The organism is Rhodococcus aetherivorans, assembly GCF_011058165.1.
GTDB lineage: Bacteria > Actinomycetota > Actinomycetes > Mycobacteriales > Mycobacteriaceae > Rhodococcus > Rhodococcus aetherivorans.
In genome coordinates this window covers 55,189-77,513 of the sequence record NZ_JAALEG010000014.1, presented here as the reverse complement: position 1 = coordinate 77,513, position 22,325 = coordinate 55,189, and the positions used below count along the sequence as shown (strand labels likewise).

Annotated in this window: 19 protein-coding genes; 3 read left to right on the top strand and 16 right to left on the bottom strand. The window is 71.9% G+C overall.

Annotated elements, in window-relative coordinates; all coding sequences use genetic code 11:
* Window positions 1-2 precede the first annotated feature (2 nt).
* The 16 genes from G6039_RS08700 to G6039_RS08625 all read right to left on the bottom strand — a co-directional run bounded on the left by G6039_RS08700 (window position 3) and on the right by G6039_RS08625 (window position 18,999).
* The gene (locus G6039_RS08700) at window positions 3-1,343 is read right to left on the bottom strand and encodes an MFS transporter (protein WP_006939122.1); all 1,341 of its coding nucleotides are present in this window, start codon (window positions 1,341-1,343) and stop codon (window positions 3-5) included.
* 135 nt (window positions 1,344-1,478) lie between these two features.
* Entirely contained in the window at window positions 1,479-2,414 is a 936-nt protein-coding gene (locus G6039_RS08695) for a LysR family transcriptional regulator (protein WP_006939123.1), read from the bottom strand.
* Between the two features lie 235 nt (window positions 2,415-2,649).
* The gene (locus G6039_RS08690) at window positions 2,650-3,975 is read right to left on the bottom strand and encodes an MFS transporter (protein WP_006939125.1); all 1,326 of its coding nucleotides are present in this window, start codon (window positions 3,973-3,975) and stop codon (window positions 2,650-2,652) included.
* 51 nt (window positions 3,976-4,026) lie between these two features.
* Window positions 4,027-5,487, bottom strand: a complete 1,461-nt coding sequence (locus G6039_RS08685; protein WP_043799285.1) for a benzaldehyde dehydrogenase — start codon at window positions 5,485-5,487, stop codon at window positions 4,027-4,029.
* A 317-nt stretch (window positions 5,488-5,804) separates the two neighbouring features.
* Window positions 5,805-6,944: a CaiB/BaiF CoA transferase family protein gene (locus tag G6039_RS08680; RefSeq protein WP_043799283.1), complete on the bottom strand. Its 1,140-nt coding sequence runs from the start codon at window positions 6,942-6,944 to the stop codon at window positions 5,805-5,807.
* A gap of 31 nt (window positions 6,945-6,975) precedes the next feature.
* Window positions 6,976-8,157 carry a mandelate racemase/muconate lactonizing enzyme family protein gene (locus tag G6039_RS08675; RefSeq protein ID WP_006939130.1) on the bottom strand — a complete coding sequence of 394 codons (1,182 nt, stop codon included), beginning with the start codon at window positions 8,155-8,157 and terminating at the stop codon, window positions 6,976-6,978.
* Window positions 8,154-9,407, bottom strand: a complete 1,254-nt coding sequence (locus G6039_RS08670; RefSeq protein ID WP_043799282.1) for a CaiB/BaiF CoA transferase family protein — start codon at window positions 9,405-9,407, stop codon at window positions 8,154-8,156. The genes G6039_RS08675 and G6039_RS08670 overlap by 4 nt, the downstream gene beginning before the upstream one ends.
* Entirely contained in the window at window positions 9,404-10,591 is a 1,188-nt protein-coding gene (locus G6039_RS08665) for an acyl-CoA dehydrogenase family protein (RefSeq protein ID WP_043799280.1), read from the bottom strand. The genes G6039_RS08670 and G6039_RS08665 overlap by 4 nt, the downstream gene beginning before the upstream one ends.
* 180 nt (window positions 10,592-10,771) lie before the next feature.
* A complete protein-coding gene (locus G6039_RS08660) occupies window positions 10,772-11,695 on the bottom strand; it encodes a LysR substrate-binding domain-containing protein (RefSeq protein WP_006939143.1) in 924 nt (307 codons plus the stop codon).
* A 43-nt stretch (window positions 11,696-11,738) separates the two neighbouring features.
* Complete coding sequence (locus tag G6039_RS08655) at window positions 11,739-12,671, bottom strand: hypothetical protein (protein ID WP_029542573.1); 933 nt, start codon at window positions 12,669-12,671, stop codon at window positions 11,739-11,741.
* Window positions 12,672-12,683: 12 nt separating this feature from the next.
* Window positions 12,684-13,307: a hypothetical protein gene (locus G6039_RS08650; RefSeq protein ID WP_006939146.1), complete on the bottom strand. Its 624-nt coding sequence runs from the start codon at window positions 13,305-13,307 to the stop codon at window positions 12,684-12,686.
* Window positions 13,304-14,959 (bottom strand): nuclease-related domain-containing DEAD/DEAH box helicase, encoded by a 1,656-nt coding sequence (locus G6039_RS08645; protein ID WP_043799278.1) that lies wholly within the window; start codon window positions 14,957-14,959, stop codon window positions 13,304-13,306. Before G6039_RS08645 ends, G6039_RS08650 begins: the two co-directional genes overlap by 4 nt.
* 4 nt (window positions 14,960-14,963) lie before the next feature.
* Window positions 14,964-17,048, bottom strand: a complete 2,085-nt coding sequence (locus G6039_RS08640; RefSeq protein WP_029542567.1) for a hypothetical protein — start codon at window positions 17,046-17,048, stop codon at window positions 14,964-14,966.
* A gap of 105 nt (window positions 17,049-17,153) precedes the next feature.
* On the bottom strand, window positions 17,154-18,389 hold the full coding sequence (locus G6039_RS08635; RefSeq protein WP_029542565.1) for a type II toxin-antitoxin system HipA family toxin: 1,236 nt from the start codon (window positions 18,387-18,389) through the stop codon (window positions 17,154-17,156).
* 5 nt (window positions 18,390-18,394) lie between these two features.
* The gene (locus tag G6039_RS08630) at window positions 18,395-18,637 is read right to left on the bottom strand and encodes a helix-turn-helix transcriptional regulator (protein WP_029542563.1); all 243 of its coding nucleotides are present in this window, start codon (window positions 18,635-18,637) and stop codon (window positions 18,395-18,397) included.
* Window positions 18,638-18,807: 170 nt separating this feature from the next.
* Window positions 18,808-18,999: a hypothetical protein gene (locus tag G6039_RS08625; protein WP_006941589.1), complete on the bottom strand. Its 192-nt coding sequence runs from the start codon at window positions 18,997-18,999 to the stop codon at window positions 18,808-18,810.
* A gap of 167 nt (window positions 19,000-19,166) precedes the next feature.
* Between G6039_RS08625 and G6039_RS08620 the strand changes: the two genes are divergently transcribed.
* Genes G6039_RS08620 through G6039_RS08610 form a run of 3 tightly spaced genes read left to right on the top strand, consistent with a single transcriptional unit; the run spans window position 19,167 to window position 22,302 of the window.
* Complete coding sequence (locus G6039_RS08620) at window positions 19,167-20,393, top strand: CaiB/BaiF CoA transferase family protein (protein WP_029542560.1); 1,227 nt, start codon at window positions 19,167-19,169, stop codon at window positions 20,391-20,393.
* On the top strand, window positions 20,390-21,343 hold the full coding sequence (locus G6039_RS08615) for a beta/alpha barrel domain-containing protein (RefSeq protein WP_029542558.1): 954 nt from the start codon (window positions 20,390-20,392) through the stop codon (window positions 21,341-21,343). The genes G6039_RS08620 and G6039_RS08615 overlap by 4 nt, the downstream gene beginning before the upstream one ends.
* The gene (locus G6039_RS08610; protein ID WP_043799277.1) at window positions 21,325-22,302 is read left to right on the top strand and encodes a glycerate kinase; all 978 of its coding nucleotides are present in this window, start codon (window positions 21,325-21,327) and stop codon (window positions 22,300-22,302) included. Before G6039_RS08615 ends, G6039_RS08610 begins: the two co-directional genes overlap by 19 nt.
* The last annotated feature ends 23 nt before the right edge of the window (window positions 22,303-22,325 follow it).

Below are 22,325 nucleotides of genomic sequence, written 5' to 3'. Positions count from 1 at the left end.
CCTCAGGCCACTTCCTGCTCGGACCGATGGGAGGGCGCCACCGCGACCGACGGGTCGTGGGGGTGGCGCAAAAGGAGGATGCTGATCAGGCTGACGAGCGCGATCAGCACGAAGTACGCGGTGACGGCGAGCGAGGTGCCGAAGGCCGCGAAGAGGGAGGTCGCCACGATGGGGGCGAGGCCGCCGCCGAGGATCGCGCCGATCTGGTAGCCGAGCGACGCGCCGCTGTAGCGGATGTGGGCGGGGAACAGCTCGGCGAACAGGGCGGACTGCGGCCCGGCGCAGGCGCCGAGGACGAAGCCGAGGGCGATCATCGCGACGAGCATCACGGGCAGGATCGCGGTGTCCATCAGCGGGAAGAACAGGGCCGCGACGATCACGAGGGCGATCGAGCTGACGATGTAGACGCGGCGCCGGCCGACAATGTCGGACTTGTAGGCGCTGATCGCCATGCCGGCCATCCAGAACGGGCACGAGGCGATGAGCAGGAACAGCATCGTGGACTTGTCGAAGCCCAGTTCCTTCTCTCCGTACTTGAGGACGTAGACCATGTAGGCGTAGGCGATGCCGTTGGTGGCGACGAAGGTGCCGCCGGCGAGCAGCACGGTCTTCCAGTGCTTGACGAGGACCTCGGCGAGCGGGAGCTTGACGTCCCCGGCCGCGTCCCGGCTCTTCTCGAAGTCGGCGCTCTCCTCGAGCCCGAGCCGGATCCACATGGCGACGCCGACGAGGGCGGCGCTGAGCAGGAACGGCACGCGCCAGCCCCAGTCCGCGAACGCGGCATCGTCGAGGACAGCCGTGAGCGGCAGGAACACGAGGTTGGCGAGGAGGACGCCCGCGGGAACGCCGATCTGGGGTGCGGCGCCGTAGAGGCCGCGCTTGCCCGCGGGCGCGTTCTCGGTGGCGACGAGGACGGCCCCGCCCCATTCGCCGCCCACGCCGAGGCCCTGGACGAAGCGCAGGGCCACCAGCAGGATCGGCGCGGCGACGCCGATGGCGGCGTAGTTGGGCAGCAGACCGATGGCGACGGTCGCGAAGCCCATCAGCAGCAGCGAGGTGACGAGCATCGATTTGCGGCCGACGCGGTCGCCGAAGTGGCCCATGACGATGCCGCCGATGGGGCGGGCCACGAAGCCGACGGCGAGGGTCGCGAAGGCGGCGAGGGTGCCGGCCAGTTCGGACGTGCCGGGGAAGAACTGCGGCCCGAGCACGAGGGCGGCGGCGGTGCCGTAGATGAAGAAGTCGTACCACTCGATCGCGGTGCCGACGAAACTGCCGAGCGCAGCCTTGCGGGCCTTGCGCTGCAGTACCTCCGGCGACGGTGCCGGCGTGGTAATCGTCATGTGTTGCTTGCCTTTCACGATGCGGCCCGCGTCACGGCGGACTGGGCAAGCATGACCCCCATCACAAGCGGTTGAAAAGCGCAACTATTCGTGCTGATACCCCGGAAATTCCGTGGTACTCCGGATCACCGCAGGTCAGGGTCTCGCGGTGGGTGTCCTTCCCGTGGACGCGAAGTGAATGAATGCTCGTGTCACCCGGCTGAGCATCGAGTCCTGATGCCACGCGACGACCACGTCGACGGAGTCGGGAACCGGATCGACGAGCGGCCTGACGACGAGTGGGAGATTCTCGTACGTCACGTCGAGCGGGGGCCGCTGCAGCAGCAGGGTCCACCCCAGGCCGCGACCGACGAAGGCCCGCGCCGTCTCGTAGTTGGAGGTGCGGTAGGCCACGCGCGGCGCGAACCCGGCGCCCCGGCACACCTCCATCGCGTGGTTGCTGCTCGGCGGCGCGTCGAGCAGCACCATCGGGTCGTCGCGCAGATCGGCCAGCCGCACCGGGCCGTCCCCGCCGGCGAGACGGTGGTTCGCGTCGAGCAGCACCGTCGGCTCGCGCGTCATCAGCGTCGCCTTGCGCCACTCCGCGGACAGTTCGAGGTCGTAGACGATCGCGAGGTCGAGCTCGCCGTTGTCGAGCTGGGTGCGCAGCCGGTTCTGGGTGTCTTCCCGGAACTCGACCCGCGCGCGCGGGAAGCGGTGGGTGAATCCGGCGAGCAGCGCGGGCAGCACCGTCGGCCCGAGGGCGGGGTAGCACCCGATGGCGACGGGGCCGGCCACACCGCCGCCCTCCCCCACCGCGTCGGCCTGCAGTTCGCTCGCCTGGTGCAGCAGCACCCGGGCGCGGGCCAGTACCGCCTCCCCCATCGCCGTCAGCTGCACGCCGCGCGCCCGCCGTCGCACGGCCAGCTGCGTCTGGAGCGACTTCTCGAGGTCGGTGAGCGCCGCGGACAGCGCGGACTGTGACAGGTGCAGCCGCTCGGCGGCGCCGGCGATCGTTCCCGTCTCGGCAACCGCGACGAACGCCGCGAGCTGGCGCATGGTGAAGTTGGGCACCGAGTCGGGACGGGTCATGCGGGCAACGGTATCGAGCGGGAGCTTTTTACCCCCAGCGGGAGGTTGTCGCCGGTGCTACTCGACGGATGGCGCAGCGACAGCCCGGTGGTCGCGACAACCTCCCGTTCCCACGGGCCCGCGCCCGTCGCGGTGCTCGGGCGGGCGCAGCAGCAGCACGACGTCCCGCGCGACATCGACTACGCGCGGCGGGGCCGGGCACCTGTGTGGTGCCCGGCCCCGCCGGTGACGCGGATCAGGCGCTCAGGTCGACGTCCTTGCTCTCCTTGACGAACCGGGCGAGGACCACGGCACTCAGGGCGCAGCCGGCGACCAGGTACACGATCACGCTGCCGATGGTGCCGGAGCCGGCGTACAGCGAGGCCACGATGACCGGGGTGAAGCCGGCACCGAGGAGGCTGCCGATCTGGTAGCCGAGGGAGGCGCCGGTGTAGCGGGCGCGGGTGCCGAACTGCTCGGCGAGGAACGCCGGCATGGGGCCGAACGTCAGCGACTGCAGGACCGAGCAGGCGATCACGAAGGCCAGCACGACCAGCAGGAAGTTGCCGGACGAGGCGAGCTGGAACAGCGGCCACGCCAGGACGACCATGCCGACGAAGCCGGTCATCATGACGGGCTTGCGCCCGTAGGTGTCCGACAGCCGGGCGGCGCCCAGGATGCCGAAGATCGCGACGAACTGGCAGATCGCGAAGGCGGTGAGGCCCTGCGACCGGGACACGCCGTTCCCGGCGGCGTAGGTGATCACGAACGTCGAGAACAGGGCCTGGATCACGAACGGCGCGGTGCACACCAGTCCGGCGAGGATCAGGGTGCGCGGCGCGCGCAGGATCGTCACCAGCGGGATGGTCTCCTTGGTCCGGTCCTTCTTCGCCTCGGCGGCGCGCAGCGCCTCCTCGAAGACGGGGCTCTCGGCGATGCGGGCCCGCACGAACAGGCCGACGGCAAGCAGGACGGCCGAGAACAGGAACGGCACGCGCCAGCCCCACGAGAGGAAGTCGTCCTCCGGCAGGAGAGCAGCGAGCGAGAGGGCGACGGTGCCGAGCACGGCGCCGGTGGGGCCACCGGCGTTGGTGAACGCCGCCGCGAAGCCGCGGTTGCGGCCCTTGACGTGCTCGAGCGACATCAGGGCCGCCCCGCCCCACTCGCCGCCGATCGCGACGCCCTGCACCGCACGCAGCAGGATCAGCATCGCGGCGCCCCAGGTGGGTATCGCCGGGACGAGGCCGATCAGGAAGGACGCCACTCCCATGATCGTCATCGACAGCATGAGCATCTTCTTGCGGCCGATGCGATCGCCGAAGTGACCGAAGACGATGCCGCCGAGCGGGCGGGAGATGTAGCCGATGGCGAAGGTCGCGTAGGAGGCGATCAGCGCGAGGCCGGGGCTGAGGTTCGCGAAGAACACGGGGCCGAACACGAGCGAGGAGGCGGTCGCGTACAGGATGAAGTCGTAGAACTCGACGGTGCTCCCGAGGTAGCTCGAGAACACGACGCGACGGATGTCCTTGTTCCGCTGCGCCGGCGCGACGATGGCGGCGGGCTCTGGGTCTGCGAGGGTCATGGTGGGTCCTTACTCTGCGAGGACGATGCTAGATCCGGTCGGCGGGGCCGCTCAGAAGGGGTAGACGGGCACGTCGCGGCTGACGGTGATCCAGCGCGACTCGGTGAACGCCTCGATGCTGTTGGCGGCACCGCCGAATCGGGCGCCGTTGCCCGAGGCGCCGAGACCACCGAACGGGATGTTCGCCTCGTCGCCGACGGTCTGGTCGTTGATGTGGGCGATGCCGGTGGGGATCCGCTCGGCGAGGGCGAGGCCCTTGCCGACGTCGCGGGTGAAGATGCCGAGCGACAGCCCGTACTCGGTGTCGGTGGCCAGGGCCACGGCCTCGTCGAGGGTCGAGAACTTCACGACGGGAGCGACGGGCCCGAACACCTCCCGGGCGTAGGCGGGGGCGCCGGCGGGGACGTCGGCGAGGACGGTGGGCCGGTAGAACAGGCCCTCGTACGTGCCGCCCGCGACGAGGCGGGCGCCGGCGTCCACGGACGCGGTGACCAGAGCGTGGATCTTCTCGAGCTGACCGTGGTCGATGATCGGCCCGAGCGCGACCTGCTCGGTGGCCGGGTCGCCGACGGGCAGCGCCTCGGCCTTGGCGGCGAGCTGCGCGACGTACTCGTCGTAGACGGACTCGTGCACGATGTGCCGGCCGGTGGTCATGCACACCTGGCCCTGGTGCAGGAAGGAACCGGCGGCACCGGCGGCCACCGTGGCGGCCAAGTCGGCGTCGTCGAGGACGACGATCGCGGAGTTGCCGCCGAGTTCGAGGTGGACCTTCTTGAGGTTGCGGGACGCGGCGGCGCCGACGGCGCGGCCGGCCGGGGTGGAGCCGGTGAAGGAGATGACCGATACCCGCGGATCGTCGACGAGGGCGGCGCCGACGTCGGCGCCGGCGGGCAGCACGGACAGTACCCCGGCGGGCAGGCCGGCCTGTTCGAAGATGCGGGCGAGGGCCACGCCGCCGCAGACGGCGGTACGCGGGTCGGGCTTGAGGATCACGGCGTTGCCGAGGGCGAGCGCCGGCGCGACGGATCGGATGGCGAGGATCAGCGGGAAGTTGAACGGCGCGATGACACCGACGACACCGACGGGCACGCGCTTCGACATGCTCAGGCGCGGTGCCTCGCTGGGCAGGATCTCGCCGAGCGCGTGCGAGGGCAGGGCCGCGCCCTCGAAGCACTCCTGCGCCGCGACGTGCGTCTCGAGCTGGGCCTTGGGGCGCAGGGAGCCGGACTCGCGCATGATCCAGCGCTCGATCTCGTCGGCGTGCCGCTGCCACAGGTCGCCGGCGCGGCGCAGCACGGCGGCGCGTTCGGTGTGCGGGCGGGCCGCCCAGTCGCGCTGGGCCGCGACGGCACGGTCGACGGCGCGTTCGAGGTCGCCCTCGTCGGCGAGGCCGACGCTGCCGAGCGTCGCGCCGGTCGCCGGTTCGACGACCTTGATCTCACCGGCGCCGCCGGGGATCCAGTCTCCGGCGAAGATCTTTCCCTGCCAAATGGATTCGTCGAGAAGTGCCATCACGAACTCCTTGTGTACGGGTGCCGGACCGGCCGGCGGGCGAAGCGGGGCACGCGGCGGTCGCGGCCGTGAATGAGGGGACCGCCGAGGCGGCCGTGGGTGAGGACCGCCGAGGCGGCCGGACGAGGCGGCTGGACGCTCGCTCGGTGCCGGGGAGCGAGCCCTCCGTTGGCCCCTGAAGTATGGGTCACGTCACAATGGCGTGAAAAGCAGAATTAGCCGGTGATATTCCACAGGTCTGCTCAACAATGGCGACATGCGGGACCGCGGGCGGCACCGAAGCCGGTCGCCACCCGCGGATCCGGTGAACCTGCAGGTCAGGGGGTCGGCGCGACGGCGTCGAGAATGCCCCACGTGCGCAGGATCTCGGACGGGTCGTCCCGTCCGGGCACGGGAGGCGCGGCCGGCACGCCCGCCGGGGTGCGCGAGAAGCGAGGCGCGGGCGCAGGTTCGGGGTGACCGTCCCGGTACAGGAAGGTGCCCCGCGCGGTGAGGTGCGCGTCGGCGGGCGCCTCGGTCATCGAAAGGATGGGGGCGACACAGGCATCCGTGTCCCGGAAGACTGCCGCCCACTCGTCGCGCGGGCGGGTGGCGAACGCGGCGGCGATCCGCTCGCGCAGCTCCGGCCAGCGCCGGCGGTCCCACTGCCCCGGTAGCTCGCCGGCCGTATCGAGGCCGAGCCCCGCGAGAAGCTGCGCGTAGAAGGGTGGTTCGAGGGCCGCGACCGCGACGTGCCGGCCGTCGGAGGTCTCGTACACGTCGACGAACGGGGCCCCGGAGTCGATGAGGTTGGTGCCGCGCGCGTCCTGCCACGCGCCCCCGGCGAGCATCGAGTACGGGTTGGCCATCAGGTGCGCGACGCCGTCGACGATCGCGGCGTCGACGACCTGGCCGCGCCCGGAGCGCTGCGCCTCCCACAGCGCGGCGAGGATGCCGGATACGAGATACATTGCACCGCCGCCGAAGTCGCCGACCAGGCTGAGCGGCAGCTGCGGGGGTCCGCCGGCCCGGCCGATCGCGTGCAGCGATCCGACCAGGGCCTGATAGGTGGGGTCGTGCCCGGCGCGCTGCGCGAGCGGCCCGTCCTGGCCCCAGCCGGTCATCCGGCCGTACACCAGCTTCGGGTTGCGCGCCCAGCAGTCCTCGGGACCCAGGCCCAGGCGTTCGGTGACACCGGGCCGGTAACCCTCGATCAGCACGTCGGCCTTCTCGACCAGCGCGAGCACCGTCGCGAGCCCGTCCGGGTCCTTCAGGTCGGCACCGATCATCCGCTTGCCGCGCTGGAGGGTGTCCAGCCGCGGATCGATCGGCATGGTGAACCCGGCGCCGGCACGCTCGACGCGTACGACGTCGGCGCCCTGATCGGCGAGGAACATCGCGGCGAACGGCGCCGGTCCCAGCCCGGCCAGTTCCACGACCTTCAGGCCGGCCAGCGGGCCCGTCCGGTGTTCGGTCATCGTGATCTTCTCCTGCAGGTTCTCGGCGCCGCTAGACGCCGACGAGCTCGCCGACGGTGACCGTCTGCTTGCCCTCGGTGATGTGCGAGGCGATGAACTCCTCGTTCAGTTCGATGCCGAAGCCCGGGCCCTCGTTCGGGTAGAGCTTGCCGTCGGCGAAGATCGGCACGTTCAGGGCGATGTCCTGCGTGATCTTCTGCTCGGCGTTCTCCCACTGGTTGTTGATGATCAGCGGGCCGAGGTTCTCGTGGGTGAACTGCGACGCCCAGTTGTTGGCGATCATCAGGTGCGCCGAGGGGCTGGCCTCGAGGCCCGAGCCGATCATGCAGCCGCTCATGACGGCCATGTCGGCGAGGCGCGCCATCGTGAGCCAGCGCTGTGCCTTGAGCAGGCCACCGGCCTTCTGCATCTTGATGAACAGGCCGTCGGCGGCGCGACGTTCGATGATCTCCCGGATGTTGTGCAGCTCCTGCGCCGACTCGTCCGCGAAGATCGGCGTGTCGATGCGGCTGCGCAGGCGCGCCATGCCCTCGATGTCCCAGTGCGGGACGGGCTGCTCGATGCACTCCATGCCGTACCGGTCCAGCCGACGCATCGTCTTCAGCGCCTGGTCGTAGTTCCAGAAGCCGTTGGCGTCGACCACGATCCGGGCGGAGTCGCCCAGTGCGGCACGGACCTCGCGGACGTTGTCCACGTCGTGGTCGGAGTTGCCGTCGGACTTGAGTTTGATCAGGCAGAAGCCCTTCTCGTGGGCCTGCACGGCCTCGGCGACCACCTGGTCGACCGGGCCGGCGGAGGCGACCCAGCCCTGCACGGAGGCGTCGGCGTTCTTCCCGCCGAGCAGCTGGTACACGGGCACGCCCAGGGCCTTGCCCTTGAGGTCGTGCAGCGCGAAGTCGACGAGGGCCTTGGCCTGGTTGTTGTCGCGGACGAAGGTGTCCATCTGCCCGACGATCTTCTCGATGTTGAGCGGGTCCTGGCCGATCAGGAACGCCGGGGCGATGTGGTTCGCGATCATCGCCGTCATCGATTCCTGGGTCTCGCCCCGGTACCAGGTGGAGGTGTCGCCGCTGTCGCCGTAGCCGACGATCCCCTCGTCGGTGTGCAGCTTCAGCACGACGGAATGGATGTGGGTGATCCTGGTCCCCGGCATGAGAAACGGCTTGACCAGCGGTGTGGAGACCGGGATCAGTTCGACCTTGGTGATGATCATGCGACGTGCTCCTGAGCGGAAGAAGGGATGACGGTGGCGCCGGCGTCGGCCAGGGCCGTGAGTTCGGCGGTGTCGAGGCCGGCCTCCCGGAGGATCTCGACGGTGTGCTCGCCGATGAGCGGGGCGCGGCGCTCGACCGCGCCCGGGGTGCGGGAGAGCTTGGCGGGGATGCCGGGGACGGTGACGGCACGGCCGTTGTGCGGGTGCGTGACGGTCGGCAGCATGTCGCGGGCCCGGAAGTGGGGGTCCGCGAAGATGTCCGCGGCGTCGAGGATCGGGCCGAGCGGCACCTTGCCGCCGAGCAGCTCGATGAGTTCGGCGACGGTGCGGGTGCGGGTCCAGGCGTTGACCACCTCGTAGACGGCATCGCGGTTGAGCCACCGGTCGTGGTCGGTGGCGAACCGCGGGTCGTCGACGAGTTCCGGCTGCCCCATGACGGCGGCGAGCTTGGCCCACTGCGGGTTGTGCGGGGCACCCAGCGCGACGACGCCGTCCTGTGCCTGCACCGTGTCGAACGGCGCGAAACCCTGCAGCTGGTTGCCGAGCGGGCCGGGGACCCGGCCGGTGTGGCCGTAGGTGTTGACCACGACCTCGGAGATCGCGAGGACGGCGTCGGCCATGGCGACGTCGACGTACTGGCCCTGCCCGGTGCGCTCGGCGTCGCGCAGGGCGGCGAGGATCCCGAAGGCGGCGAACAGGCCCGGAACCGTGTCGCCGACACCGGAACCCACCCGGACGGGGTGCTCGGCGTCGGTACCGGTGATGGACATGAGCCCACCCATGGCCTGCGCGACGATGTCGAAGGCCGGCCAGTCCCGGTAGGGGCTGTGCCCGCCGGCCTTGTCGCCGAACCCGCGGATCGAGGCGTACACCAGGCGGGGATTGCGCGCGGCGAGGGTGTCGTAGTCGAGGCCGAAGCGGTCCATGACGCCGGCGCTGAAGTTCTCGACGAGGATGTCGGCGTCGTCGATCAGGCGCAGCAGCACGTCGCGGGCGTCGGGCTTCTTCAGGTCCAGCACGATCGACCGCTTGTTGCGGTTGGCCGACTGGAACACTCCGCCGTAGTCGCGGGGCTCGTCGTCGGAGGCGAACGGGCCGGCGTAGCGGAGGAAGTCGCCGCGCGGCGGCTCCACCTTGATCACGTCGGCCCCCTGGTCTGCGAGCAGCGACGTGCAGAACGGCCCGGCGAGGGCCTGGGTCAGGTCGATGACCCGCACCCCGTCGAGGGCGCGGCGCCGGCTGGTGCTCATGCGGTGGCCTCCCGTCCGAGCAGCGCGCGGCCGATGACGACCTTCTGGATCTGCGGGGTGCCCTCGCCGATCTCGAGTCCGGAGACGTCGCGCAGCATGGCCTGCAGCGGCAGTTCCTCGGCGAAGCCGCTGTGGCCGTGGGCGACGATGCAGTCGCGGATGGTCTGCAGCGAGACGTCGGTGGCGTAGAGCTTGGTCATCGCGGCCTCCTTCGTGAAGGGCCTGCCTGCGTCGGCGAGAGAGAGGGCGCGGTAGGTGAGCCAGCGGGCCGCCTCGAGCTTGGTGGCGTTCTCGGCGATCGGGAAGGACACACCCTGGAACGAGGCGACCGGCTTGCCGAACGCCTTGCGGGACTTGACGTAGTCGATGGTGATGTCGAGGGCCTTGCGGGCGACTCCGGTCGACATCAGGCCGATGACCGAACGGGTGTAGTCGAATTCGCTCATGACGAGCCGGAATCCGTTGCCGACGCCACCGATGACGTACTCGTCCGGGACGAAGACGTCGTCGAGGAACACACCGGCCCGGCCGAGCGGCTTCCAGCCGGCGTCCGGGAACTTCTGCATGCTCACGCCGTCGGAGTCGAGGGGCACGAGGAAGGCGGTGACGCCGGATTCCTCCGGGGTGGCGCCGCGGGCCTTGACGAAGGTGATCATCGCCTTGGCGTGCGGGGCGAAGGTGATGGACGTCTTCTCGCCGTTGAGCTTCCAGCCGCCGTCGACCTTCTCGGCCTTGGCGCGCATGGCCATCGCGTCCGAGCCGCTTCCCGGCTCGGTCAGGCCGAGGGCGACGACGTGGCGGCCCTCGACGATGCCGCGCACCCAGTCCTTCGCGACATCGGGGGCGAGGAAGCGCTCGAGCAGCGGGCCGGTGAGGTCGTTCGTGTAGGCGAGCTGGCTGAGGTAGAAGTTCGCGTAGGCCAGTTCCTCGTGGGCGATGCCGAGGTGCGTCTTGGTGAGCACCTCGCCGATGCGGCCCTGACCGCCGTTCTCCTCGGAGACGCCGAGGCCGAGGAGGCCCTGTGCGGCCATCTTCTCGGCGAGGTCCCACGGGAACTCCTCGCGGTGGGCGCGTTCGAGGTAGCTCTCGGCGTGCGGTGCCGCGAACTCGCGGACCCACTGGGCGAACTCCTCGTGTTCCGGCGCGAAGAGGACCGGCGGATGCAGGGCGTCCGTGGCAGACATTATCGATCTCCTCGAAGTGGTTGTGAATCAGCGCTTCTCATCGGAGCCGGGAACGGAACCCGGACCGCGCGCTGCCGATCAGCGCGTCGGAACCCAGTATGTCCGCAGTCACAACCTCAGAAAAGAACAGGAATCTGCTGATCGATATGAGAAATACTCAAGAATGGTCGGCGGCGCCGCTCACAGCGCGCCCACGCGGGCCGTTGCGAACGAGATGAACTCGCGTACCACCCGGCTGAGCACCACGTCGGGACGCCAGGCGATGACCAGCCGCACCGGATCGAGGTCGGGGACGTCGATCGGCAACAGCACGATCTTCAGTCCGCCGTAGGTGCGGTTGAGCTGCGGCTGGTGCAGCATGATCGTCCAGCCCAGGCCCCGGCCGACGTACGCCCGCACGGTCTCGTAGTTCGCCGACCGGTACTCGATCCGGGGCGTGAACCCGGCCCGCGCACACACCTGCATCGCGTGTGTCGACGCCGGCACCGCGTCGAGCAACACCATCGGTTCGTCCCGCACCGAGGCCAGCTCCACCGGGCCGGGCGTGGCCGCCAGCCGGTGCCCCGCCTGCACGACCAGCGCCGGCCGCCTCGTCATCAGCGTGGCGGTGCGCCATGCCGGTGGCAGCTCCAGGTCGTAGGTGATCACCGCGTCCAGCGCCCCGCCCTCGAGCCGCTCGCCCAGCTCGTCGGCCATCGCCTCCCGGAACTCGAGCGACACCCGCGGATGAAGCTCGGTGAACTCGGACAGCAGCGGCGGCAGGATCGTCGGCCCGACCGTCGTGTAACACCCGACGGCGAGCCGGCCGGCGAGTTCGCCGCCCGCCCCGAGCATCTCGTCCTCGATCTCGCTCGCCTGCTGCAGCAGGGCCCGCGCCCGGGCCAGCAGCGACTCCCCCGCCGGCGTGAGGTGCACGCCGTGGGCACGGCGGCGCACGCACAGCTGCGCCGACAGCGCCTTCTCGAGTTCGGTGACCGCCAGCGACACCGCCGACTGCGACACCAGCAGCCGGTCGGCCGCCGCGCTGATCGTCCCGGTCTCGGCGACGGCGACGAAGGCGACCAGTTGCCGCATGGTGAAGGCCGGCGCCCGGTCGCTGCTCATGAATCGATCATATGGGCGGTCCGCGCCGCGCCCGTCGCGGCGGTCAGGCGTCGGGGGCGGTCGTCAGCGGCACGTCGCCGCCCGGCCGCCGGCGGGGCTCCGCGACCCGGTGCAGCCCCCGGCCCAGCTTCCCGACCCCGGTGCTGCCCGCCCCGACGGCCCGGCCGCCGAGGGTGCGGGCGCTGTCGCCGAGGGCACCGCTGACGGCCCGGACCGGGTTGCCCAGCTCCGCCAGGTTCTCGGCCACCGACGGATCCTCGGCCTCGAGGGCGCGCTCCGCGGCGCTGCCGAGCGCCGCCGCGACGTCGTCCAGGTCCGCCCGGAGCCGGGCGATGTCCTTCTTCACCCGGGCGGTCGACAGCCATCGCACCAGCTCGAACGGCTTGAGCGCGGCGTAGCTCGCCAGCCGTGCGCGGGCGCGCAGCAGCAGCCCGACGTCCCGCTCGACGCGCCCGGCGAGCGTCGTGCCGATCGCCGCGCATTCGTGCTCGAGCCGGTCCGGTTCGGTGGTGCGGATCCGCGCGAGCCGCAGCCGCTGCCACAGGTTCAGCGAGTCCTCGACGAGGACGAGCAGCTGCAACGTCTCGCCGAGCCGGTCGGTCTCCACGGCCTGCTGCAGGCAGGCCACCCGGTCCTGCGCCGGAGCGTCGGCGGCGAGCCCGTCGAGCACTTCTCCGGTGTGGGCTCGCAGCCGCCCGGCCCGATCGGCGAGTACGTCGCCGAGGCCGCGCACGGATTCCCAGTCGGTGGCGCGCAGCTGCCCGGTGGCGTCCAGGAGCCCAGCCACCCTGGTCAGCGCGTTGTGGTGGTCGACGGCGTCCCCGCCTCCGGGTGCGCCGACCAGCTCGAAGATCTCCGCGGAGAACTCGTGCACCCGCGCGACGGCGGCCTCGACCGAGACGATCGCGTCCCGCAGGGCGCGGGCGACGGCTTCGTCGGCGGGACCCGGTTCCTCGATGTGCGCGTCGTCGGCCATGGCTCCATGGTGCTACGCGCGCACGACGGGCGCAGCAGGATGCTCCGTGCCGAGCAGGTGACGGATGCCGAAGCCGGTGACCAGGGCGGTCACGAACGCCATCAGCAGGCCGCCGAGCGCCCCGATCGCCACGGTGAGCCACAGCGGCTGGCCGGGCTGCCACAGCGGCGTGCACACCACGAGGAACAGCGTGAGACCGGCCAGCCACGCACCGGCCGTCCACACGATCCAGCGCCCGGCGCGCGGGAGGTGCCGACGCAGCTCGAGCCACTGCGCGACCCCGATCGAACCCAGCAACGCCACGCCGAAGAGGACACCGAGCGCGATCGGGATCGCCACCGGCCACGCGGACCACGTCTCGTAGAAGGTCGAGGGCGACATCCCCAGCAGGTAGGCGCACGCGGCGGCGACACCCGTGCCCAGCACCCAGCGCCGGACCGACATCGCCGGCAGCCGGTGCCGCAGCACCCGCGCCTGCGACCAGCCCAGCACCGATCCCTCGACGACACCGGCCGCCATCAGCGCCGGCAACGCCGCGGCACTGTCGAACAGCACGGCCCCGACGACGGCGGGAACGAGGAATCCGACGAACTCCCCCGCCGTCGCCGACACCGTCCAGTCCCGCAGCAGGCTCATCGGCCGATCCCCAGCCGTGCCGCCAGCTCCGGACCGCCGACCTGCCGGACGAAGTCCGGGTCCCCGCACACCACCAGCTGGTCGCGGGCCCGGGACAACCCCACGTACAGGCGCTCGCGCGAGCGCTCCTGGGGCTGCGTCTCGTTCACCGCGAGCACCACCGCCCGGCGCTCGAGTCCCTTGAAGCCGAGGACATGCCCGTAGAAGACCTGTTCGGTGTCCCAGAAGCTGTCCCAGTACGCCGAGTTGCCCTCGGACTGGCGCGCCATCTGCTCCGGGTGCCGGCTGCCCGTCGCGAGCAGCGCGACGTCGCCGGGCCGCCAGCCCTCCTCGAGCAGGGCGTCGATCCGGTCGTCGGCCACGGCGAGCGCCTCGTCGCCGCGGCACGCGACGAACTGCACGTCGGGGCCGTCGCCGCCGAGCAGCCGCATCCGCTGCCCGACGAGCGGGCCGAAGGTCCCCGCGATCTGCCGGGTGTTGCGCAGGTTGTGGTCGAGCACCAGCGGAACCAGCGGCACCGGGGGCCGGCCCTCCCGGTCGAACACCCGCTGCGCCTCGTCGGTGAACACGTAGATGCCGCTGGTCTCCTCGTCGCGCAGGGCGGCCATGATCGGATCCCACCAGGCGTCGGCGAAGTCCTGCGCCTCGTCGACGACGACCGCGTCGAAGCGCTGTCCCTCCGGCAGCGACCGGGCCAGCTCGGTCATCTGGGCGGGCAGGTCGTGTTCCCAGAAGCGCACGGTGTCGGCGGTGCGCAGGGCCTCGTCGGGACCCTCGGCGGCCCCCCACAGCCGGCCGAGGGCGTGGAACTCGCCGACGTATGCGGGCCGCTTCTTCCGGTTCCACGTCGCGGTGATCCGCTGCAGGTACGACGCGAGGCCGTGCGAATAGCAGATCAACGCGACCCGCTGGTGCTGCTCGGCGAGGCGCCGGGCCTGCTCGAGGGCGAGGAACGTCTTGCCTGTGCCGGCGCCGCCGCGCACCTCGACCCGGGTCAGCAGGCGGGTCGCGTCGAGGATGACGGCCTGCTGCTCGGTGAGCCGGTCCGCGGCGTCCTCGTTGGCGACGGCACGCGAAACCACGTCGCGCTGCGGCAGGCCACGGCCCGCGAGCACCTCGGCGAACTGGTCGACGCCGTCGGCGACGAGGGCCGGCCGGTCGAGTTCCTGCTTGTCGAGCACCGCGCGCAGCCGTTCGGCGATGCTGCCGAGGTCGTTGCGGTCGATCACCTTCCAGCGGGGGCACTCGGGCAGGGCGAAGTCGGCGCGGACCTCGGTGTTGGGCAGGACGACGAAGTGGTCCCAGCGCAGCCGGCCCTGCGTCCAGCGGGGGTCGGCCTCGACGTAGCGGCGCAGCGCGTAGCAGGACTGCATCACCTGCCGGACCGGATCGATCGACCGGTCCTTGCCCTGCCGGGCCTGCACCCACTGGAAGCCGTCGTGCCACACCTGGCCGCCCTTGACCTCGAGGCACGCGATGCCGTGGCCCTCGAGGGCTAGGACGAAGTCGATCTCGTGGTCCTTGAGATGGTCGGTGACGCGCAGGCCCGCGGCGACGAGATCACCGTCGCCGAGCTGCCGGACGAGCGCGTCCCAGACGACGCGTTCGGCGTCGTTCGCCAACAGCGGATGCTCGGGTCTGCGGATCGGCATGCGCTCAGCTTGGCACGCGCACCCATGCCTGCTCGAGCAATGCGGTCACCTCGGCCTCGTGCCGGGCCCGGTAGGCGCTGAGCACCCGGCGCGGCCGGGTCTCGTCGCCCAGGCCGACGGCGGCGGCGAAGGCCGGCGCGACGCCCTCGTCCGGCACGATCTCCGGGGCCGAGTGGCCGATGAGGGCGAGCGCCTTGCGCAGCGGTTCGGCGTTGTCGGCAACGGTGCGCAGCGGCAGCACGTCGAACCGGCCGCCGGGATGGAACTCGAGGAACATCTCGTTGCCCTCGTCCACCCCGAGGTCCTCGAGAAACCGTCGCACGCTGCCGAGATGGGGGGACGCGCCGGTCCAGCGCACGACCTGGGTGCCCAGCCGGGACGACAGGGAGACCTCGCGGCCCGGCGCGCAGCCGATGACCCCCGCGACCGCGGACGGCACCGGGAAGTCGGCACCGCGCAGGTGGTCACGCGTGGCGGTGACCCGCAGCCGCCACACGTCGCCGAGGCGGTAGAGGCGGCGGGTGCGGTGCGGCGGCTTGATGCTCACGTGGGTGCGGCGGCGCCGGCGCACCCGGCCGTCGACGATCTCGAAGTCACCGCTGCCGGCGAAGATGCGGGCGCTGGTCGGCGACACCCCGAAACGCTCGACCAGACGGTCGACGACGCGGTCCAGGTCGGCGGATCCGCCGTCGGCGTCGACGATCCGGGCGATGCGGCCGCGCACCGCGCCCGCCTCGTCGGTCTCCCATTCGCTGAGTGACCACCTGCCGTCCTCGGAGAGCGTGAACCGTTCGTCTGCGCCGATCGCGTCGATCACGGCGGCGGGACCCGCGGGGGTGCCCATGCGGTCGACGAGCTCCGCGGCCGGCAGCGGATCCCCGATCACCTCGAGAACCGCCGCGGCATGATCGGCGAACGCGGACCGCCGGGTCAGAGCGCGGCCCTCGAACATCGGTACACCGCACCGGCGCAGCCACGCGGCGAACTCCGCGGCGGGCAGGTCCCACACGACAGCGACGGCCGCGGGTTCGACGACCCCGTTCGGGGATTCGAACTCGGCGAGCAGCGCGTGGGTGCGGCGCTCGGCCTCGGCCAGGCCGGGCACGGCGACCCACCCGTCGACCACCTCGAAGCGGTCGTCGAGGCGGGCGAGAGCCCGCCACAGCGGCACGTCGAGCCCCGGGACGGGCTGGGCCAGCTCCGGCCGCAACCCCAGCATCCGGTCGAGGGCGGCGACGGGGCGCACGTCCACGCGCAGCGCCGCGAGCAGGTCGCCGACGGCGGTACCGAACGCGAAGGTCGACGGCGCGTCCGGGTCGGGCGGCTCGTCGCCGAGGACGCGGCGGCGGATCGCGTCGCGCTCGGACGCGGACAGCCCGGCGACGTACGCGGCGAGTTCGTCGAGCGCGCGGTGGGGCGCCGGCACGGGCAGGTCACGCGCGGTCAGGGCGGCGATGCGCGCGGCGACCTGCTGGATCTCCTCGGGGGTGCCGTCCTCGAGCTCGACCCGCACCAACGGCCGGTCGGGGTCGGCGCGCAGCCCGCGCCACCGCGCGAGCGCGACGAGGTCGTCGATCAGCAGCGACAGCGCCGGCGGGAGCGTGGGGGCGTCGGTCGCCACCCGCAGCGACGCCGGGTCCCGCAGGATCGCGAGGACGAGGACGGCCTGCACGATCTGGTGCACGGTCTCCGGGCCCGCACCGCGCACGGAGAACAGGGCGGCGGGCGTGTAGCCGAGCAGGCCGGCGGTGGTCGCCGCGCGGGGCAGCCGCGCGACGGTGGCGGCGGCGCGGGTGCCGAGCCCGAGCGCCGCGACGGGGACGTCGACGGTGTCGGCGATTCCCGTGGAGAACGCGAGATCGGGGTGCTCGGTGACGTAGATGCGGGCCAGTTCCCCACAGATCGCCACGACGTCGGCGGAGGCGGCGGTCTCCGCCGGGGACCGGCGTTCCCACCAGCGTTCGTCGGGGACGAGGGCGGCCAGTTGCGCGTTGCGGGCCGAGCCGTACCGGTCGAGCCACGGCATCAGGTCGAGCCAGACGTACTCGCTGAGCATCCCGGGGGACAGTGCAGTCGACCACAGCGACACGACCCGGTGCTCCTCTTCGATGCGCGACAGGCGACCGCGGTCTCGTGCGGAACGCCCGTCGGGGACTCTACCGGCCGGCGGTCCGGCCGTCGTACGACGACCGGATCAGCCGAGTTCGTCGGCGCGCCGGACCAGCATGTCCCGCAGGCGGGCCGTGTCCCGGTCGTCGAACCCGATCTCGGCGACGCGGTCGAGGCCGCCGGCGATCCCGCGCCGGATCCCGTCGAGCATCCGGACGACGGCGCGTTCGGGCACGCCGAGCCGGCCACCGGACTCGACGAAGTGGCGGCGGGTGAGCTTGTTGGCCTTGCCGTACAGGTCGAGGGCCATCGGGTCGCGCCAACCGAGGTAGGGCTGGGTGCACAGGAGGTCGTACGCCGGGGTGACGGCCCACAGCCCGGCCTCGGTCAGGTGGATGGAGAAGTTCTTCCCGTGCAGGTCGCCGTTGCCGACGGCGTACGAGTAGGCCACGAGCCGCAGCAGTTCGAGGGTGGCGACGCGGGCCGATCCGCCGCCGCGCTCGCACGCGGCGGCCAGCGCCTCGACGACGCGTTCGGTCTTCAGCCGGTACTTGGCCGCCGGGTAGACACCGAGGACCTGGCAGGCGTCCTCCTGCGCGGTGCGGTGGACGGTGTGGCCGGGACCGATCCATCGGTCGAAGCGGGCGACGAGCAGTCCCGCGTTGCCCCTGCGGTCGTAGACGAGCTGATGCCCGGCGACGGCGAGGCCGCAGGCGGTCGCGAGACCCATGAAGAAGTGCTCGTTCTCGACCAGGCGGGGGTAGCCGCGGGGCGGTGCGAGTTTGAGGATGGCGGGGCCCTGCACCGTCGCGACGGGGGCGGAGTACATCTGGGCCGACACCTTCGCCTGCACTCCCGGCAGGGAGGTCGGGTCGAGGACGACGGACTCGTGGCCGGAGATCCGGTCGAACAGCTCGTGCAGGTCCTCGCGCCGGACGGCATCCGGGTCGAGCAGGAGCGTCGACGTCGGGGGCCGAGCGCCGGCGGGGAGCACCCGCACATCGCCGATGGTGTCCGCGCCGACCGCCATGAGGATGGTGAGATGGTCGTCTTCGGAGGTCTTGGTGGCGGCGACGGCGCCGCGGAGCCGGATGCCCTCCGGCAGCAGGCCGGCGAAGAACGGGGGCACGCTGCCGCCGCCGGCGCGGACCTCCTCCCCGGTCTTCGGCACCGTCCACGCGAGGGCGGGAGCGGCCGGATCGTCGAGGTAGTCCTGCGCGTACCGGAACACGACATCGTGGCCGTCCCGGGTGAGGTGCCCGGCCAAGCGGTCGCCCTTGTACACGTCGGCGCTGTCGACGGCGACCAGGCGTTCGACCACCGCGCTCACCCGGCCCGGTCGCCGCGCGTGGTGAGGGTCAGGTCGCAGCCCAGCGCGTCGGCGATCGCCACGACGAGGTCGAGTTGCACGGTGGCGCGGCCGGACTCGAGCGACTGGACGCTCGAGCGCGACACCCCGGCGAGGTCGGCCAGCTCGGACTGGGTGAGGCCGAGCCGGTGCCGCCGGTCGACGAAGTGGTCACCGAGACCGCCGCGTCCCGTGCGGGCGCGACGGCGGGGCGCGGCCACGGCGCCTCCTCCCTGTGCTTGCGACGGCATGCTTTGCGTCGAGTGTGCCGTCGCTACGCGCAGTTGTCCAGGGCTATGCCTGCAATGGCAAGCTCAAGAGTCGCAAAGCTGGCCCGTCCACGGGAGTTCGTGGCTTCGGCCTGGCCTCGCAAGCCCAGGGGTGCGGCCGGTCAGGGCGTGACGCGATCCGGCTCGACCTCGAGCTGGGCCGCGGGCCGAAGCCGCAGCAGCACCAGGCCCGCGACCGACGCCACGATCAGTGAGCCGACGGCACCGTGCACGTGCAGCGCGTTGACGGCGATCCCGGCGCCGACCAGACCCGCCAGCAGCGCACACCACAGAACGACTTTCGCGACCACCATGACCCAAGCACCTTCCCGAGGCCCCCCGCCCGACTACGAAGAATAGTGCGCTGGGTCACACGATCGCGGGAGGGGCGCGGCGTGTCCGCTCGCCGGAGGTGCGGGGCACACGCCGCGCAGCGGCACAGGGCACACGCCGCGCAGCGGCACAGGGCACACTGTTGCCCATGAACTCGGAGGAGATCCTGCGCCCTCTCGAGGGCATCCGCGTCCTCGAACTCGGCAACTACATCGCCGCACCCACCGCGGGCCGGCTGCTCGCCGACTTCGGCGCCGAGGTCATCAAGGTCGAACGTCCCCGCACCGGCGACGAACTGCGCAACTGGCGCCTGTACGCCGGGGACACGTCGATGCTGTACCGCACGGTGAACCGCAACAAGAAGTCCATCGTGGTGGACCTGCGTACCGACGCGGGCCGGGCCGTGATCCTCGATCTGGTGCGCCACTGCGACGTGCTGCTCGAGAACTTCCGGCCGGGCACCCTGGAGAAATGGGGCATGGGCCCCGAGGTGCTGTCGGAGATCAAGCCCGACCTGGTGATCACCCGGATCTCCGCGTTCGGCCAGACGGGGCCCCTCGCGGATCGCCCCGGATTCGCGGCCGTCGCCGAGGCCGTCGGCGGGTTCCGCGAACTCGTCGGGGACCCGGACCGGCCGCCGGTGCGGGTCGGGGTGTCGATCGGCGACTCCATCGCCGGGCTGTACGCGGCCTTCGGCTCGGTCACGGCGCTGCTGCAGCGGCAGCTGATCGGGTCGCTGCCGATGGTGAACCGGGTCGTCGACGTCGCCCTGAACGAGTCGATGCTGTCGATGATGGAATCGCTGATTCCCGACTACCTCGCCTACGGCGTCCGGCGCGAACGGGTCGGCGGCCGCATGGAGGGCATCGCCCCCTCGAACGCCTACCCCTGCTCGGACGGCACCTCCGTGATCATCGCCGGCAACGCGGACGCCATCTTCCAGCGCTACATGCGCACCATCGAGCGGCCCGACCTCGCCGACGATCCCGGCCTGACCACCAACCACGGGCGGTGGGACCGGCGGGAGGAACTCGACGCCGCGATCACCGACTGGACGCGGCGCCGGCCGCGCGACGAGGTGCTCGGGATCCTCGAGGCCGCGGGGGTGCCGTGCGGGCCGATCTACACGGCGGCCGACATCGTCGACGACGAGCAGTACCGGGCCCGGAACATGATCCAGCACTTCGCCGTCGACGTCGGCGAGGACGAGCCGAAACAGGTCGGGTTCCCGGGCATCGTGCCCGTGCTCGGCGGCCGGTCGCTGCCGATCCGCAACGTCGGGCCGGACCTGGGCGAACACACCCGCGAGATCCTCGGCGGCCTGCTCGGCCGGACCGAGGCCGAGATCGACGAGCTCCTGGAGGTGGTGTCGTGAGCGGTGGTGTCGTGAGCGGTGGTGTCGTGAGGGCCGGGGCACCGCAACTGCGCGATGTGACCCTGCGCGACGGGCTGCAACTGACCGGCAAGGTGCTGCCCGTCGAGCGCCGGGCACAGATCGTCCGTGCCCTGCTGGCCGCCGGCGTGCCGCAGCTCGAGATCGGCTCGATGGCCCGGCCCGATCTGGTGCCCCCGATGGCCGGCACCGTCGAACTGATCGGGATGCTCACGCCCGAGGAACTCGACCGCTGCTACATCTGGGTGGCCACGCCGCGGCACGTGGAGAAGGCGGCCGCCGCCGGCGCCCGGCACTTCCAGTACTGCCTGTCGGTGTCGGATGCACACAACCGTGCCAACATCGGCCGGGACACCGACGCGAGCCTCGCCGCGATGCCCGCCGCGGTGGAGCACGCCCGCGCTGCCGGCGGCAGCATCCAGCTCTGCCTGGCCACGGCGTTCACCTGCCCGTTCGACGGGCCTGTCGACCCCGATCGGGTGCTCGAGATCGCGTGCGACCCCCGCGCCGACGGCGCCGCCGACATCGTCCTGGCGGACACCCTCGGCCAGGCCGTGCCGGCGCAGGTCGCGGCGCTGGTGTCCCGGGTGCGCGACGACTCCCCCGCCCGCCGCATCGTCTTCCACGGCCACGACACCTGGGGTCTGGGCGTCGCCAACAGCCTCGCGGCGATCGGGGCGGGCGCCGCGGTGGTGGACGGTTCGCTCGGCGGTCTCGGCGGCTGCCCGTTCGCCCCCGGCGCGAGCGGCAACACCGCGAGCGAGGACCTGCTCTTCGCCACCCGGCCCCCCTGGCTGACCCCGGCGGTGTTCGCCGACCTGGTCCGGCTCGGCGAGTCCGTCGTCGCCGAGCTGGGCGAGCCGAACCGCTCCCGCGCTGCGCAGGGGGCCCGATCCGAGGCCGCGGCGTTCGAATGGGTGGTGAACCGGTGAGGGTGCTGATCGCTCCGGACAGTTTCAAGGGCACGTACCGGGCCGCGGAGGTCGCCGAGGAGGTGGCGGCCGGCGCGGAATCCGTCGGGTTCGAGGCGATCCGGATGCCGGTGGCCGACGGCGGCGACGGCACCCTCGACGTGCTCACCCGTCCGCTCGGCCTCGAGCTGATCGAGATGGAATCCGTGAACCCCTGGCGCGCACCGTGCTCGGGATCGTTCGGACTCGGCGAGGACGGCACCGCAGTCGTCGAACTCGCCACCTTCAGCGGAATCACCACACCGCACAAGGGCTTCCGTGATCCGATGACGGCGGACACCTACGGCACCGGGCTGGCGATGGTCGAGGCACTGCGGCGCGGCGCCACGCACATCGTCGTCGCGGCCGGCGGGTCGGCCACGACCGACGGCGGGCTCGGCGCGATCACCGCCATCGTGGAGGCCGGCGGCCTGGGCACCGCCACCGTCACGGTGCTGACGGACGTGACCACCCGCTACGCCGACGCCGCCGTGGTGTTCGGCCCGCAGAAGGGCGCCGACGAGACAGCCGTGGAGCGGCTCACGCGGCGCCTCGAGGACGCGGCCGTGACGCTTCCGCGTGATCCGCGCGAGGTCGACGGCACCGGCGCGGCCGGCGGTTTCGCCGGCGGCATGTGGGCGCAGTTCGGCGCGGACCTGCGCTCGGGAGCCGAATTCGTGCTCGACGCCGTCGGTTTCGACGCGGCCCTCGCCGACGCCGACCTCGTCGTCGTCGGCGAGGGCCGCCTCGACGGACAGTCCCGTGCCGGAAAGATCGTCTCGGCGATCCTCGCCCGGGTCCACACGGTACCGGTGGTGGCGGTGGTGGGATCCGTCGGCGACGACCTCGGTGACTACCGCGACCGATTCGCGGAGATCATGGTCGCCACCGATCTCGACGCCATGCGTGCGGCCGGCGCCCGGCTCGCACGCCGCGCCTGAATCGAACGATATTCCGGGGGAAC